The sequence below is a fragment of the Helicobacter anseris genome, assembly GCF_003364335.1.
In the GTDB taxonomy this organism is placed as follows: Bacteria; Campylobacterota; Campylobacteria; order Campylobacterales; family Helicobacteraceae; genus Helicobacter_H; species Helicobacter_H anseris.
The window spans coordinates 19,785-34,739 of sequence record NZ_NXLX01000016.1 but is presented as its reverse complement, the minus strand read 5'-3'; the positions used below and the strand labels follow the sequence as shown (position 1 = coordinate 34,739).

15 protein-coding genes are annotated in these 14,955 nt (G+C 30.2%); 13 read left to right on the top strand and 2 right to left on the bottom strand.

The window, feature by feature from the left end:
* Positions 1-320: 320 nt before the first annotated feature.
* A complete protein-coding gene (locus CQA57_RS06380) occupies positions 321-776 on the bottom strand; it encodes a hypothetical protein (RefSeq protein WP_115579402.1) in 456 nt (151 codons plus the stop codon).
* Positions 777-874: 98 nt separating this feature from the next.
* Here CQA57_RS06380 and CQA57_RS06375 point away from each other — a divergent pair, with 98 nt between their 5' ends.
* The gene (locus CQA57_RS06375; protein ID WP_170126841.1) at positions 875-2,899 is read left to right on the top strand and encodes an FUSC family protein; all 2,025 of its coding nucleotides are present in this window, start codon (positions 875-877) and stop codon (positions 2,897-2,899) included.
* On the top strand, positions 2,900-3,622 hold the full coding sequence (locus tag CQA57_RS06370; RefSeq protein ID WP_115579400.1) for an NYN domain-containing protein: 723 nt from the start codon (positions 2,900-2,902) through the stop codon (positions 3,620-3,622).
* A 5-nt stretch (positions 3,623-3,627) separates the two neighbouring features.
* Here the strand turns inward: CQA57_RS06370 and flgL are convergent, their stop codons facing one another.
* Positions 3,628-6,111, bottom strand: coding sequence for a flagellar hook-associated protein FlgL (gene flgL / locus CQA57_RS06365; RefSeq protein WP_115579399.1), 2,484 nt, complete (start codon positions 6,109-6,111; stop codon positions 3,628-3,630).
* Between the two features lie 232 nt (positions 6,112-6,343).
* Here flgL and CQA57_RS06360 point away from each other — a divergent pair, with 232 nt between their 5' ends.
* From CQA57_RS06360 to CQA57_RS06310, 11 genes are all read left to right on the top strand, one after another.
* Positions 6,344-6,718 carry a RidA family protein gene (locus tag CQA57_RS06360; protein ID WP_115579398.1) on the top strand — a complete coding sequence of 125 codons (375 nt, stop codon included), beginning with the start codon at positions 6,344-6,346 and terminating at the stop codon, positions 6,716-6,718.
* A gap of 87 nt (positions 6,719-6,805) precedes the next feature.
* A complete protein-coding gene (gene rplU / locus CQA57_RS06355) occupies positions 6,806-7,117 on the top strand; it encodes a 50S ribosomal protein L21 (RefSeq protein WP_115579397.1) in 312 nt (103 codons plus the stop codon).
* A gap of 10 nt (positions 7,118-7,127) precedes the next feature.
* The gene (rpmA, locus tag CQA57_RS06350) at positions 7,128-7,382 is read left to right on the top strand and encodes a 50S ribosomal protein L27 (RefSeq protein ID WP_115579396.1); all 255 of its coding nucleotides are present in this window, start codon (positions 7,128-7,130) and stop codon (positions 7,380-7,382) included.
* A 43-nt stretch (positions 7,383-7,425) separates the two neighbouring features.
* Positions 7,426-8,466: an ABC transporter permease gene (locus CQA57_RS06345; protein ID WP_115579395.1), complete on the top strand. Its 1,041-nt coding sequence runs from the start codon at positions 7,426-7,428 to the stop codon at positions 8,464-8,466.
* Positions 8,463-9,971: an ATP-binding cassette domain-containing protein gene (locus tag CQA57_RS06340; RefSeq protein ID WP_115579394.1), complete on the top strand. Its 1,509-nt coding sequence runs from the start codon at positions 8,463-8,465 to the stop codon at positions 9,969-9,971. Before CQA57_RS06345 ends, CQA57_RS06340 begins: the two co-directional genes overlap by 4 nt.
* A 50-nt stretch (positions 9,972-10,021) precedes the next feature.
* Positions 10,022-11,251, top strand: a complete 1,230-nt coding sequence (locus CQA57_RS06335; RefSeq protein WP_170126840.1) for a transglutaminase-like domain-containing protein — start codon at positions 10,022-10,024, stop codon at positions 11,249-11,251.
* Positions 11,252-11,321: 70 nt separating this feature from the next.
* On the top strand, positions 11,322-11,525 hold the full coding sequence (gene rpmE / locus CQA57_RS06330) for a 50S ribosomal protein L31 (protein ID WP_115579392.1): 204 nt from the start codon (positions 11,322-11,324) through the stop codon (positions 11,523-11,525).
* A gap of 3 nt (positions 11,526-11,528) precedes the next feature.
* Positions 11,529-12,383: a 16S rRNA (cytidine(1402)-2'-O)-methyltransferase gene (gene rsmI / locus CQA57_RS06325; protein WP_115579391.1), complete on the top strand. Its 855-nt coding sequence runs from the start codon at positions 11,529-11,531 to the stop codon at positions 12,381-12,383.
* A 1-nt stretch (position 12,384) separates the two neighbouring features.
* Positions 12,385-13,059 (top strand): 23S rRNA (guanosine(2251)-2'-O)-methyltransferase RlmB, encoded by a 675-nt coding sequence (gene rlmB, locus CQA57_RS06320; protein WP_115579390.1) that lies wholly within the window; start codon positions 12,385-12,387, stop codon positions 13,057-13,059.
* A 2-nt stretch (positions 13,060-13,061) separates the two neighbouring features.
* Positions 13,062-14,090, top strand: a complete 1,029-nt coding sequence (locus CQA57_RS06315; protein ID WP_115579389.1) for a hypothetical protein — start codon at positions 13,062-13,064, stop codon at positions 14,088-14,090.
* On the top strand, positions 14,074-14,907 hold the full coding sequence (locus CQA57_RS06310) for a hypothetical protein (RefSeq protein ID WP_115579388.1): 834 nt from the start codon (positions 14,074-14,076) through the stop codon (positions 14,905-14,907). Before CQA57_RS06315 ends, CQA57_RS06310 begins: the two co-directional genes overlap by 17 nt.
* Positions 14,908-14,955 lie beyond the last annotated feature (48 nt).

Sequence of the window (14,955 nt, the reverse complement as noted above, 5' to 3'; positions counted from 1 at the left end):
AGAAGTATGAAGAATAATAATTAAAAAAGAAATTAAAAGTATTAAAAAGTATTTTTAATTAAAACTAAGCAGAAGAAGAAAACAAAAAAAGATTTTTCCTTCTCCTGCCACCACTTAAACATTTTTATATTTTTTATTTTTCGCTCGCAATTTTTTGTTTTAAACAAACTAAAACAAAAAGAAATTAAAGTAATACTTTAAGCTTAAAGGTTAAAGAGAAATAATAAAACTCTTTAATCTTAAAATCAAATCTTAAAGTTTTATGACAAAACTCCTTAGTTTAAGTGGTGGTTGGAGAGGGAAAGAGAATGAAGGAGGGGTTAGTTTTTGATTGATTGCAATTGAATAATTTTGTTTCTTATTTTTTCAAAGCCTTCATGGAGTTTTTTGTCTTTGCAATGATTTTGAAAATTTCCCAATGCTGTTTCTTGATAGATTTGCAATGTTATTTGTGTAGGGGCTTTGAATTCTTTGAGTAAATTTAGAGGAACATATCCTTTAATATTAAATTGCTTAGGCAAGGAGGGAAAAAAATCTTGATATTCTTGAATAGAATCTGAGATATTTTTGATAAGATACTTATTAAATTCGTTGCAGATTATAGGATTTTTAAATGCAAAGAGAATTTGTTGATTCTTGATACTAATAAATAATAAATTTTCTTTGAAATTTTTGGGTAGGAATACCTTAATTTTCTCAAGCTCATGGGATTGACTTAGCTTTTTTAAACCAAAATTTTTAGTAATTGTGGAGATGATGTGTTTAGAATCTTTCATTTGGTAATTTTAACATATTTGCTGACAAATATATATGGTTGTGGATATAAGGCTGACCCCTTTTATAGAAGCTCTAGTATAGAATGCAAACAAGCTTGATGTATTTAAACAATATAAAAGAAAAAATTCTTGCTTTTATCAATCTCTATGACCCTGGATATCTAGGACTTTTTTATTCTTTAAAAACTCTTTTAGCTTCATTTTTAAGCCTGTGTATTAGCATCTATTTTTTTGGACCAAATATTGCAATATGGGCTTTTTTAATGCCTATATATTTGTATTTTTTAAGTGTTGTTTTAGTTGAACAAAAAGAAAGTATGGCTTATTTTATATTTTTTATTGCTTTGTCTATTTTTTTGTGTATCGTTTTAACACTACTTACTCCTTATGGTTTATGGATTTTGTTACCACTAGTTTTTGTGGGATTTTGTGCTGGTATAGTAGGTAGCTATGATTTGGATTTGCAAAAAGTTTTTAATATGGGTATTTTAAATGGTTTAATTGCCTGTATTTACGCAAAATCAGCAATAAAAGTATCCCTTTATGATGAGATTTTAACTCTGCTTTTAGGTGGAATCATAGGTTTAGCGATCTTATTTTTTACATCGTTTAAAAAATATGGAAAATTTATACGAAAATATTTTCCTAGTATTTTATTTGATTTGGAGTTGATGATTAAAAATCTTCATAAGGATAAAAATTTTATTGCAATTAGAAATCAAACACTAATGCAGATAGAAAATATAAAGAAAATTTTGAGTTCCAAGGCTGGAAATATTAAAGATTCTAATATTATGAAAAATACCAAAAGGACTTTATTTTATCTTTATCGTATCGAAGAGATTTATCAGTGTATCAATGCAATTCATAATGATAAAATGATAACTCAACAAGCTTTTACGCCTATTAAAAGGGAATTGCTTCACAATATAAGAGAAATTGCCAAGATGTTTGAAGGACATACTCCTCGTTTAAAAACAAAAGCCTTAAAGCAAATTGAAGCATCTGAAGATTTTGATAAATCTTTTTTAAACATCGTGCGTATTATTTACAATAAAATAGATAATTTTCGTAGAGGTGGGGAGGAGAAAGACTATTTTATTGAGGTGAAAAAGAAAAAAGTTTTTAGCATTATTTTTAAATCGATGCGTTGGAATAATAATTTTTTTAGATATGGAATCAAATATGGTTTTGTATTGGGGTTTTCGATTCTTATTGCAGAGATTTTTCATCTTGAGCATGGAGCTTGGATAGCGATGGCTTGCGTTGCTATTATTAGGCCAAATCTCGGAGGTATTAAGCATATAAGTAAGGAATATTTTATTGGTGTTACTTGTGGATTGATTGCTGGTATTGTGCTTGTATTGCTCACACAAGGAACTTTCTTTTTTTATGTGATTTTTGTCATTATAATTTTTTTATTTATTTATCTTAGAGTTTATCCCTATGGACTTTGGGCTAGTTTTATGATGATGGCTTTTATTATGATGTTTTTTACTGCTTATGGGATAAATTATGATTTGGTTGCGGACAGATTCTTTGATATTTTAATTGGTGCTGGGATTGTGTTTGGTGCTTTTGTATTTTTTTGGCCAAAGTATGGTGGTAATGATATTTTGCCCAATATCAAAAAAAGCCTTGAAAGTCTTTATGTATTTTATGATTATACAATGCAAGAAATTATGGATTTGCGTAAATATCATCAAAAATTTCAAAAAGAACAAAAACAATTTTTTGCTTGTTACAATGCTTTAGCACTAGCTTTGGAAGAGGCAAAAAAAGAAAAAAATATTTTAAGTGATTTAAAATCCGCAAGGAATAGTTTGAAGTATCTTGATTTTTTAAATCAAAATACGCTTAAGATGCATTATTTTTTGATGGAAATGGATGCAAAATTACTTCAGGATCAAAAAGAGCTTTATTTGAATGATTTAAATATTATAAAAACACGATATGAGATGTTAAATAGAGCATTGCAAGGCAATTCTTTTTATTTTAAAGAGCAAAAAGATGATAGATTCTTATCTCAAGATGTGGTTTTTAGTGAAATTATGGATTTGTTATTTGAAGCACAAAATGGTTTATTTTTGACATTACAAGCAAATGTAAAATTAGGAGAGTAGATGAAACAATTGGATAAAGAGAAGAAGATTGCATTATTTATAGATTGTGAAAATATCGCATATAACTGGATTGATAATATTTTTGAAAGTTTGCTTGATATAGGTGATATTTGTATCAAAAAAGCATATGGGGATTGGAGAAATAGTGCTTTAAAATCTTGGGATAAAGAATTGATTAGATATTCTATTCAGCCCGTGCATATTATTACAGGTAATCATTATAGAAAAAATAAGGGGGAAGGAAAGAATTCTTCAGATATACAATTGGTTATTGATGTGATGAATTGTTTGTATGATGGTATTGTGGATTGTATAGCAATTGCTAGTAGTGATAGTGATTTTGCTCCGCTTGCGCAAGAAATACGATCAAGGGGTATGCAAGCAATTGGTTTTGGTGAAATAAAATCAAGACAAGAATATAAAAGTGCTTTTACAAGTTTTGAGATATTAAGAAAACAGGATACTAAAGATAATATTGAGAATCTAGAGAATAATAAAGAGCTTATTAGAATGCTAAAAAAAGCTATTGATGAAACATCAAATCAAACTGGATTATCTTTGGTTGCAGATATTGGCATTTGGATTAAAAAGAATTATTCTCAGAGTGCTAGAACTTATGGGAAAAAAACTTGGGGTGAAATTTTTAGAGAATTAAAAAAAGATTTTAGCGTGCACCATGATAAAAGCAAAAGTGCTATGATGGTGGAATATAATTATTGGTGAGTTATTTAAAGGTAATTTACCAAAGACATCTGATTAATTTTGCTGGTTGAGTTTAAAACAGCATTGTAGTTGTTGTTTAGATTTGAAAATTTATTATAAGTTTCAGCGACATCAATTCCTATATTTTCTGCTTTCATACTTTCAATTTGCGTTTTTAATATCTCGTTGCGTCTGATGATATTTTCAAAAGTTTTTCCATGAGAACCATTGAGTGCAATTATCTTTTCTATATGATCACTTAGGTGGTCAAAGGCAGTGATTCCATTTTGGATACCAATATTGCGCATATCACTATTATAGGTATTAAAGTTTCCAGGGCGATAGATTCCTCTATCTACTGCATCAATAATACTATCAAGTTGTTCAAAAAAGCTCACTTGAGGTTGGTCTATAGTGATTGCATCATTTGCATTTAAGACAAGAGATTTTTTAGAGTTTTTGATACCCTCATAAGAAAAATCATCACTATCTTCATTGCTAAACATAAATTTCATTTTTGTATTTGAAGTAACTTTATCTTGAATAATCATTCTTCCTTGTGTGTCTAGATTGACATCTATTTTTGCATTGGATTTATCTAAAAGATTTTCATAGGCTTCTTTACCTTCTTGGCTGATAGGTTGTGAGGCTTGTTCTAATTCTTTTGCACCTTGATTGCTATAATTTAGAGCAATGGTGATAGCATCCATTAGCTGTCGATAGGTGACTTCATTTGATTTTGTTTCAATGGCTTGTAAAGATTCTTTATCTGGTTTATAAAGAGGAATAATATAATCTTCTTTTTTTGCATCTTTATTTGGTAGTTGTAGATATGCACCTTTTGAATCAAGAGTGATTTTGGCATTTATGCTCACTCCATTATGATCTTGTAGTTTTAATATAAAGCTTTGATTTTCCATATTATTACCAGAAACCTCTGATAATTTTGTTTCTGCTATGGCAAATGCCATTCCATTGGAGAGACTTTGGGAAATATTGCCCATAAGCTTTGAGCCTTTATTGGTAAAGTAAGTTTGGTCATATTGAGTTTTGAAGTCTGTCGCAAGACCATTAGTTTTTTGTCCATCTGCCCCTAGAGTTTGCAATTCAAAGGAAAGTTCGGTATTTTTATTTTCTTTTTGTGCATTCTTATCTAGCAAAATAAGCTTCCCATTTGTGAATTCTGCATTGAGGTTTGGTCCATAAAACTCTTGTATTTTTTTAACAAAATCTCTCATGCTTGTATCTTTTACATTGACTTTTAGCATTCCTTTCTCATCATCTCCAAAGGTATTTTTTAGCACAAGGAAATCTGTGTCAGGAGATACAATTTGATCAAGCATTGTATTTCTATCTGCTAAAGTGTTTTTATTGGTTATGAAGGTGGTATTGAAAGTGAGTTGTGCATGATTGTAATAATCTTTTGTTGATTGAATTTTATCAAGTGTGTAATCTGTCATAAAAGGACTTTGCACATAGTTTGTGATTCTTGCACCATTTTCATAAAGCTCACTAATATCATCTACATCTTTGTCGCTTGAAATCATATGAAATTGGATAGAAGAGCTTCCTGGTCTTAAATCTTTTATCTCTATTTGTCCCCACGCATTTAAAGAAACATCTACAACTTTATTTTGAGATGTATTTCCAAATTCTTGACCAATTTTTTGCAGCAAGTCTTTCATTGTTGTGGCATTTTCTCTATTTTCATATCCTCTGTCAAAGGCAAATTTAGATTTAAAGGCTACTCCATCTACACCAATTCCTCGAATATAAAAATATTCTTTTCCATCATTGCTGGTATTATCATCATTATCCCCAACAAGATCTCTAATGGTATCTTCAAGAGTTATAAAGACTTCTTGAGAAGGGATATTATTATTTGGTGCTTCCATAATATTTGGATGCAGTTTGCTTTGATTGAGTAGTTTGATATTGGTAGTAATAAGTCTTGTTTTATCTGTATCTCTGCTTAAGAATAATTGCTCTCCAGTTATGTTGTAGGGCACTAGGTTATTAGAGCTTATGAGTGCAGATAGGGTTTCATTATTTCCATAATAATTTCCATAGGAATCAAAAGGTGTTTTATCAACCTTGCTACCTGCAAAAATATATTCTCCTCCAATAGAAGTATTGGCAAGATTGACAATGTGTTGCTTCATGCTTTTTAGGTCAGAAGCTATAGCTTTTCTAGAAGTTTCAGATTGTGTGTCATTTGCAGCTTGCAGTAATTTTGCCTTGAATTGAGTGAGTGTTTGTGATAATTCGCTCAATGCCTTATCGGTATTAAGTGTTTTTGTTTCTGCGGTTTTTGCAACATCGATGGTTTGATTGAGAGTATTTATTTCATAATCAAGTTTTAAGTCTTGATTAAAAACACTACTATCTTCATATCCTTGCTGGATTTTTAAACCAGATGCGATTTTATTGTTTGCACTATTGAGTTTATTTTGAAGAGTGTTTTGATGATAATTCATTTGGTTATATTTTGTGCCAAAAGTAACCCTCATAAACCTAGACCAACCTCATTTTAAAGATATTGTTAAAATTTTTAAGATAATCAAGCAAAAATAATTCCAAATTTTTGTGATGTCATAAAACCCTAACTATTGATAAAATCCTTTGTCAAGAGTATCGTCAAATAAAAATTATTTTTAAGTATTTTTGGATGTATATAAAAAGTTGCTAGAATTGCAATCTATGAAGTTATTGTAACTAAATTTTATTAAGAAAGGATTTTAGATGAAAATTATCAACACATCAAATGCTCCACAAGCTATAGGACCTTATTCTCAAGCTATTGAACTAAATGGTATTTTATATACATCAGGACAGATACCACTTGATAAGGAAGGTAATTTTGTTAATGGGGATATAGTAGCCCAAACAACACAAGTTTTGCAAAATCTTGAGGCTGTATTAAAAGAGGCTGGAAGTAGTTTTGAGAAAGTTATAAAAACAACAGTATTTCTTGCAAATATGGAAGATTTTATTGCATTCAATGAAGTTTATGCTAAGTTTTTTGGGAATCATAAACCAGCTAGAAGTACTATTGCAGTAAAAACTTTGCCAAAAAATGCACTAGTGGAAATTGAGTGTATTGCAAGAATTGGTTAAAATATTTTAAGAAATTTTGTTATAATCACCACTTTGTTTCGCTTTAATGCGTTTCAAAGTTTATAGTTAAAAATTAAGGAAAAAGCTATGTATGCGATATTTAAGAATGGAGGCAAGCAATACAAGGTGCAAGAAGGAAGCATTGTTCTTCTTGATAAAATGAGCCTTGAGCCAAAGTCAAAGATAAATTTTGAAGAAGTTTTAGCAATTTCTTCTAGGGATAATCTCAAAGTTGGAACTCCTTTTGTATCTGGTGCAAAGATTGAAGCAGAGGTTATCAATGAGGGTCGTGGAAAGAAGGTAATTACTTTCAAAAAAAGAAGAAGAAAAGATAGTAAGACCAAAAGAGGTTTTAGACGCGACTTTACAAGAGTGCGTATTTTAAAGATTGTAGGTTAAGGAGTAAGATATGGCACACAAGAAAGGTCAGGGTAGTACCCAGAATAATAGAGATTCTGCGGGTAGAAGGTTAGGTATTAAGAAGTTTGGTTCTCAGTTTGTTCGTGCTGGGAATATTATTGTTCGCCAAAGAGGTACAAAAATTCACTTAGGTGAAAATGTAGGAATGGGAAAAGACCACACTATTTTTGCTTTAATTGATGGTGTTGTTAAATTTCAACAAAAAACAAAAGACAGAAAAAAAGTTTCTGTTATTCCTGCTTAATTTTTTTAAACCTCAAGGATTTTTTCTTGAGGTTTCTTGCTAAATGACTGCAAAAAAAGGCTCCTATTTATCATCTTTTTGGAAAAATTTTAAGAGTAATAAGCGTGCCTATTATTCATTTTGTATCTTATTGTTTTTATTTTTTATTTCTACTTTCGCGCCTTTTATTGCTAATGATAAACCTCTTGTGATTTATAAGGATTCTAAAATTTATTTTCCTATTATAAAAAAGTATGCAGAAAAAGATTTTGGAGGTTTTTTTAAAACAGAGGCTAGGTATCATAGTGATTTTATGAAAAAGAGTTTGCAAAAAGCTTTTGTTGTTTGGCCATTGATACCTTATTCTTACGATAGTATTATTTGGGATTTATCACAACCAGCACCAACAAAACCTACTTTAAAGCATATACTAGGAACTGATGATCAAGCTAGAGATGTATTAGCGCGATTGATTTATGCTTATAGAATCTCGCTATGGTTTGGTATTTGTCTTTGTTTTTTTAGTGTGATTATTGGTGTGAGTGTTGGCGCTTTTCAAGGTTTTTATGGAGGGAGAGTTGATTTATGGGGTCAGAGGGTTGTTGAGATTTGGAGCGGGATTCCTTTGTTGTTTTTGATGATGATACTTTCAAGTTTTGTAGATCCGAATTTTTGGTGGATTTTGGGCATTGTATTACTTTTTAGTTGGATGGGTATTGTTGGTGTAGTGAGGGCAGAATTTTTGCGAGGAAGAAATATGGATTATATTAAGATTGCAAAGACACTTGGAGCAAGTGATATTACAATTATTTTTAAGCATCTTTTGCCAAATGCTATGGTGGCTACACTAACTTATATTCCATTTATTATAACAGGTAGTATTGCAACCTTGATGAGTTTAGATTTTTTGGGTTTTGGTATGCCTGTAGGTAGTGCTTCTTTGGGAGAATTGTTGCAACAAGGTAAGAATAATCTTAGCACACCACATCTCTCCATTATAGCTTTTTTTGCTATAGCTTTATTGCTATCAATATTGGTATTTATTGGGGAAGGCATACGAGATGCTATAAATCCTAAAAATCATTATAGGATTAAAAAGAAATGATTGAGCTTAAGGGATTGAGTGTAGGTTTTCAAGAGGGGTTTAGGTTATTAGATATTGATTTTAATCTAAAAGAAGGAGAGCGCGTTGGAATTGTAGGAGAATCTGGGAGTGGTAAAAGTTTGCTTGCAAATACCTTGCTTGGATTAAATCAACATCTTGGTTGTGAAATTTTTTCTGGAAAGTATTTGATTGAAGATAAAGATACTCAATATGAAAATGAGGCTTTTTTTTGTCAAAAACGAAAGGATTTTTTTGGCTATATTCCGCAAAATCCACTTAATGCTTTAAATCCTTTGCATAAAGTTAAAAAGCAAATCATAGAGACTTTGCTTTTAAGTTTTCCCAATTTATCAAAAAAACAAATTCAAGAAAGAATAGAGCAGTCTTTTTTGTCTGCAAATCTTCCCTTGAGATTGTTAGATTCTTATCCTCATGAGCTTAGTGGGGGGCAATGTCAAAGAATCTTGATATTACAAAATATTTTGAAAAATCCAAAAGTTTTAATTTGTGATGAGCCCACTACTGCTTTGGATAGCAATATTCAAAAACAAATTTTAGATTTTTTATTTTCAGAGTGCAAAAAACATCAAATTAGTGTTATTTTTATTAGCCATGATTTGAATATTGTGCGACTTTATGTAGAAAGAATCTATGTAATGCAAAAGGGAAAAATGGTAGAGAGGGGGTTGGTGCAAGATATTTTTAGTCATCCAAAACACCAATATACACAAGAGCTCATAGCAGCATTAAAATTGCCAAGAAAGATTTTATTACCTAAAGAAGAGAAGGTATTGCAAGCACAAGATTTTGGGGTTTATGTAGATAAAAAAACTTTTTTTAAAAATAAAAGATACGATTTGGTATTGCCTTGTAATTTTTGGCTTTTTAAAAATGAAATTTTGGGCATTGTAGGAGAATCTGGAAGTGGAAAAACTAGCTTGATTTTAGGAATTATGAAGCTTTTAAAAACTTATGGAGAACTTGATTTTTCCTACCAGTATAATCACAAAAACTTTTATCAAAATATTCAAATAGTGTTGCAAAATCCTTTTGCCTCTCTTAATCCAAGATGGAAAATCAAAAAAACTTTAAATGAGGCTAAAGTCTTTGGTGATACGAGTTTGGAGATTGAGCAAATTTTAGATCAAGTAGGTTTGCATAAAAGTATTTTAGATTCTTATCCTCATGAGCTTAGTGGAGGGCAAAATCAAAGAATAGCAATAGCAAGAGCATTGTTAGTTAAGCCTAAGATTTTAATTTTAGATGAACCTACTTCAGCATTAGATAAAAATACTCAAAAGGTTGTCTTGGAGCTTTTATTATCTTTGCAGAAATATTATGAGATGAGTTATATTTTTGTTACTCACGATTTGGATGTTGTGGAGGCTATTTGTGATCGTGTGATGCTTATAGATTCTAAAAAAATCCTATGTTGTTTGCAAAAGAATGATTTTTTTACCTCTGGTATGCCTGAGATTAGAAAGCTTGTGGATATGAGAATATGAGATTTTTCTTATTAGTGTTGTTATTATGTAACCTTATATTTGGTTATAGTGTGGAAAAATTTGATTCTAAGATTGTGATTTTACAAAAGGAAAAAAAAGTTCAAAATACTCTTATATTAAACACCAAAGAAGATGTAAAGAAACTTCATTTTAGTTATCCTATTAGCGAAGATTTTGAAATATTGCCTATTTTGTTTAGTGTAAAGGATAAGTTTTATAAGGTTTATTTAAAAAATAATCGCGTGTTTTTCAGTATTTTTGATGTCAAAAAGGATGAAAAGCTTGAAATTAAAATACAATACAAGACTTTGAATAATCAGCAATTTTTGCAAGTTCAGCATATTTACATTCCTAAACTTACAGGTAGTTTTGATGCAAAAATACAAGTAGAAATACCAAAAGATTGGGAAGTGATTTCAAAGAATGCTTTATTTCAACAAAAGAAGGATATGTTTGTTTGGGAGGGTAGGGTTAAAAATGGTTTTAGTGATTATTTTTGGTTGAGCATTAAGGAAGCAAGTTGGGATATTTCTATAACAAATTATGTTTATAGTGCGGGCAAGATTGATAATCTTAATGTGTTTATTCCAAAATATTTTAAAGATAGTGATATAAAAATAAAAAAACTTACCTTTGATATAGATGGCAAAAAAGCACAAGTTCTTCAAAAGCAAAATAATACTTCTTTTATTTTTAGGAATGCTAGGGCGCAAGATTTTATTATTCAAATGAATGCACAAATTGCAAATACTCTTGATAATCAGTTTTATAAAAAGATAAATCCAAAGGATTTTTTACCAAAAGAAGAAAATATCAAATTAAAAAATCTTGCAAAGAATATTTTGCAAAAATATCCTGATAAGCCCGCATATATTGCTATGGCGCAATGGGTGTCAAATACGATGAAATATAATGAAAAATTTGTAAGCAAGCATATGAGTAGTGAGCAAATTTTATCGGTAAAGAATGGAGTGTGTGAGCATTATGCACAGCTTTATAATGATTTGATGCAATCATTAGGGATTCCAAGTGTATTTGTTACAGGAGTAGGGTTTAATCCCAAAAAAAGAGATTTTGAGTATCATGCTTGGAATCTTGTTTTTGTGGATAATGAATGGAAGCCTATTGATACTACATGGGGACTTTTTGGAGGTAAATTGCCAATTTCTCACATATTTTTTTATATAGGTTATCAGCCATTGGTGATGTATGAAACCTATGATATTCCAATAGCAAAAACACATACAGAAGTAAAACAAAAGATTCGCTTTATTCCCTAGTTTTTAAGAAAAATAAAGCAAAAATATTATATAATCTTAATTATTTTTAATTTTTAAAAAAGGTAAAGCAATGAAAAAAGGTATCCATCCTCAATATGTTCCTTGCAAAGTAACTTGTGTAACAAGTGGTAAGGAAATCGAAGTTATGAGCACAAAAAGTGAATTAAGAGTTGATATTTCAAGCTTTTGTCATCCTTTTTATACAGGTAGTGACAAAATTGCTGATGCTACAGGTAGGGTTGAAAGATTTAAGCAAAAATATAATATGAAATAATTCGTGATTACCTTACTGCCAACACCTATAGGGAATCTTGGAGATGTAAGTCTTAGGATGCTTGAGGTATTGGCAGATAGTCAGGTAGTTTTGTGCGAAGATACAAGAGTAACTAAAAAGCTTATTACACTCCTCCAAAAAAAACTCATCATTTCTAATAATTTCCCAAAAATTTTTGAAAAAAAGGAATTCTATTCTTTTCATTCTCATAATCATCAAGAATTTTTAAAATCTCATCAAAGGGATTTTTTTATGCAAAATGTTGTATTTTTAAGTGATGCAGGTATGCCATGTGTAAGTGACCCAGGAGCCTCTTTGGTGTCATATGCACAAGAAAATGCCATAGCTTATGATATTTTGCCTGGTAGTAATGCTTGTGTATTGGCTTATTGTATGAGTGGAAATATTGATGATGGTTTTGTTTTTGGGGGATTTTTACCACACAAGCAACAAGATAGACGAAAATGTTTGCAAGATTTTTTTGTTGCTCAAGGGAGTGTTGATAAAAAAATAAGTATTATTTTTTATGAAAGCCCCCATCGGATTTTGGATTCTTTGGAAGATGTGGCATTTGTAGATTCTCAATGTGGGGTTTTTGCAATTAAAGAGATGACTAAAAAAAATCAAAAATATTTTCAGGCATGTGCTGGTGAAATGACAAAACTTTTAAGAGATGAAAATTTACAAGGCGAGTGGGTTTTGGTTTTAACCCCTACTTTACAAAGCGAGCATAAGAATCTATCCTTTGGTGATATAGAAAATATGGATTTACCTCCAAAAATTAAAGCCAAATTATTAGCAAAAATAAGTCATCAGGATGTTAAGAGCATCTATGAAACATTGATAAAAAGAGTATAGTATGATTGTTTTTGGTAAGCAAAGTGTCTGTTATATTTTAGAGTATGCGCCACATTTAATTGAAGAGATTTATTTTTCAAAAGAAATAGACAAAAAGCTTTTTTCTAAATTTTCAAAGCTCAGCAAACCTATTATTAGGTTGGACAATAAAAAAGCACAGAGTTTGGCAAAAGGAGGTAATCATCAAGGATTTTTTTTAAAGATTGCCTCTTTAGAGCAGAGTAGTTTTAAAGAAATAAAATCAATGAGAAAAATTCTTGTATTGTGTGGAATTACAGATACCGGTAATATTGGCAGTATTTTTAGAAGTGCTTATTGCTTGGGGATTGAGGCTATTGTATTAAGCGGTATTAAGAGTTTTTCTATTGAGGGGGTTTTGCGTAGTAGTGTGGGTGCAATTTTGCAAGTACCTTTTTGTATTTTTGAAAATCCTTTAGATGTTATCAATGAGTTAAGAAATGAAAAATTTTTCTTGTATGGTGCAGATATGTCTGGTAAGGATATCTCTCAATGTAATATAGCTGATAAATATGCTTTATTTTTAGGTAGTGAGGGTAGTGGTTTGGGTGGTAAAATCTTGTCAAAACTTGATACAATATTATCAATTAGAATGCACAATAGCTTTAACTCTTTAAATGTTGCTGTTGCAGCAGGTATTTTAATGCATAGGATGTAGATATGGATGCTTTAGAAAAGCTTAGACAAATAGGGATAAAGAAAATTAACACAGAAACAAGAATTTCCATAGGTGTGATTGATAATATTCTCCAAAAACGATTTGATAAGATTCAAAGAGTGTGGATAGTAGGTTTTTTGCCAATTCTAGAAAGAGAATATGATGTAGATCTTAGCCAATGGCTAGAAGAATATGATGCATATCGTTTAGAGCATCAAGAAGCAATGACTAATGATACTTATAAGATTAGAGAGTTGGAGCTAGATACACAAAAACAAAAGTATGATAATTTTAAAAAAAGTATTTCTAGCAGCGCATTAAAGCAAATTATTGTTGTTACTTTTGGTGTTTGCTGCGTGATTGTGGTTTTTATATTATTAAAGCTTTATACGTTCTCTGATAGTAGCAGCGGGGAATATAGCATTGTGGAAAAACCATTTGAAGCTGATGATGGGGTAAAAAATCAAGGTATTTACAACAATATTACTACTACAGATCAAAATACTTCTATAGAGGAGAAGAAAAATAGTAGCATTGATATTGATAAAATTATTGCTAGCAATGAGATTGAAGTAAAGGATGGAGAGGTTTTAATCATACCAAAAGGAGAACTTTGGTTTCAAATATTGAATTTAGAGACGAAGCAAAAGCAAGATCGAACCATTAGAGATCCTTATTTGCTAAAAATACCATCGCAGAAATCTGTCGTTATATTTGGACATAAGGGATTTGATTTAAAATACAAAAATAAATTACAAAAATATGATGGAGGAGATCCTATTAGATTTGTTACAGAAAATAATTTCTTAAAATATATTCGTTATACAGAATACTTAAAACTCTTAGGAGTAGAAAAAAAGGAACCTGTATCAAATACAAATGCAAATCAAGAAGCAGTTATGACACAAGATGAGGATAATCAACAAGAAGTATCAAATAATAATGATATGCAGGAGGAGACACAGCAAGACTTGCAAAATAATAAAACAGATTCTATAGAAACGCAAGAAGAGCATGTGCAAGAAGATTAGTTTTTTTATCTTATTTTTTATTGGGATTTGTTGGGGTGATTTCCTTGATGATAAAATAAAGAATTTTATAAATGAGGATACTTATAGAATAAATAAAAATTTTATTGATAAGATTTTTTTTAATCGGCAAGCTTTTTTTCAAGATGGCATTATTGATAATAAAAAAATATTAGAAACTTTAAAGAGCAATGGATTGTTAAATTTAAAATTCAATAATCCTAAAGAAGTTAATATTATTTTTTCTTCACAAACTAGCCCTATTTTTTTATTAAGGACTGTAAATAGTGTTTTGGCTTCTATGGGGTATTCATATTTTGAGGTAAAAAAAGCAGAGTATGATGAGGGGAGATCAAGTATTATTTTTGGCTTTACTAGTGAGTATATGATAGACCCCTTAATTATTTTAGAAGAGATGAATAAAAGAGGATATATCTTTAATGATGTGCAAAAGATAAATGATCAAGCCTGGGGATATAGTGTTACATTGTTTGATTCAAGACTTGCAAATGCTAGAAATATAGAATTAGGCGATAGCTTGGATTTAAAAGAAGTTAGTGGAGAATATTGGCTTCAGATTTCTGATATTGGAGGCAATATGAATATTATCTCCAATAGTGCAGAATGGAAACCAAAAATTGTTTTTTTTGATAGGAACTTGCACATTGTAGATATTTTAAATAAAAAGACAAATATCAATAATATTGCATTTAATGTTTTAAAAGATGTAAGATTTATTTTGATTTCAGATACAAGAAGTTCGACAATTTTAAAGAGTGGTATTAGGGTAGAATTTCATAGTTTTGATGAAGAGGAATAAAAAAAAAGGGGGGGGGGGGATGAGATATTCCTGCTTTTAGCAGGAATA

Bases quoted from the DNA above. Each gene is read 5' to 3' on its own strand.
- CQA57_RS06370 (WP_115579400.1), top strand. From the start codon at position 2,900: ATGAAACAATTGGATAAAGAGAAGAAGATTGCATTATTTATAGATTGT.
- CQA57_RS06345 (WP_115579395.1), top strand. From the start codon at position 7,426: ATGACTGCAAAAAAAGGCTCCTATTTATCATCTTTTTGGAAAAATTTT.
- CQA57_RS06375 (WP_170126841.1), top strand. From the start codon at position 875: ATGTATTTAAACAATATAAAAGAAAAAATTCTTGCTTTTATCAATCTC.
- CQA57_RS06310 (WP_115579388.1), top strand. From the start codon at position 14,074: ATGTGCAAGAAGATTAGTTTTTTTATCTTATTTTTTATTGGGATTTGT.
- flgL (WP_115579399.1), bottom strand. From the start codon at position 6,111: ATGAGGGTTACTTTTGGCACAAAATATAACCAAATGAATTATCATCAA.
- CQA57_RS06315 (WP_115579389.1), top strand. From the start codon at position 13,062: ATGGATGCTTTAGAAAAGCTTAGACAAATAGGGATAAAGAAAATTAAC.
- rpmA (WP_115579396.1), top strand. From the start codon at position 7,128: ATGGCACACAAGAAAGGTCAGGGTAGTACCCAGAATAATAGAGATTCT.
- CQA57_RS06340 (WP_115579394.1), top strand. From the start codon at position 8,463: ATGATTGAGCTTAAGGGATTGAGTGTAGGTTTTCAAGAGGGGTTTAGG.
- CQA57_RS06360 (WP_115579398.1), top strand. From the start codon at position 6,344: ATGAAAATTATCAACACATCAAATGCTCCACAAGCTATAGGACCTTAT.
- CQA57_RS06380 (WP_115579402.1), bottom strand. From the start codon at position 776: ATGAAAGATTCTAAACACATCATCTCCACAATTACTAAAAATTTTGGT.
- rplU (WP_115579397.1), top strand. From the start codon at position 6,806: ATGTATGCGATATTTAAGAATGGAGGCAAGCAATACAAGGTGCAAGAA.
- rpmE (WP_115579392.1), top strand. From the start codon at position 11,322: ATGAAAAAAGGTATCCATCCTCAATATGTTCCTTGCAAAGTAACTTGT.
- rlmB (WP_115579390.1), top strand. From the start codon at position 12,385: ATGATTGTTTTTGGTAAGCAAAGTGTCTGTTATATTTTAGAGTATGCG.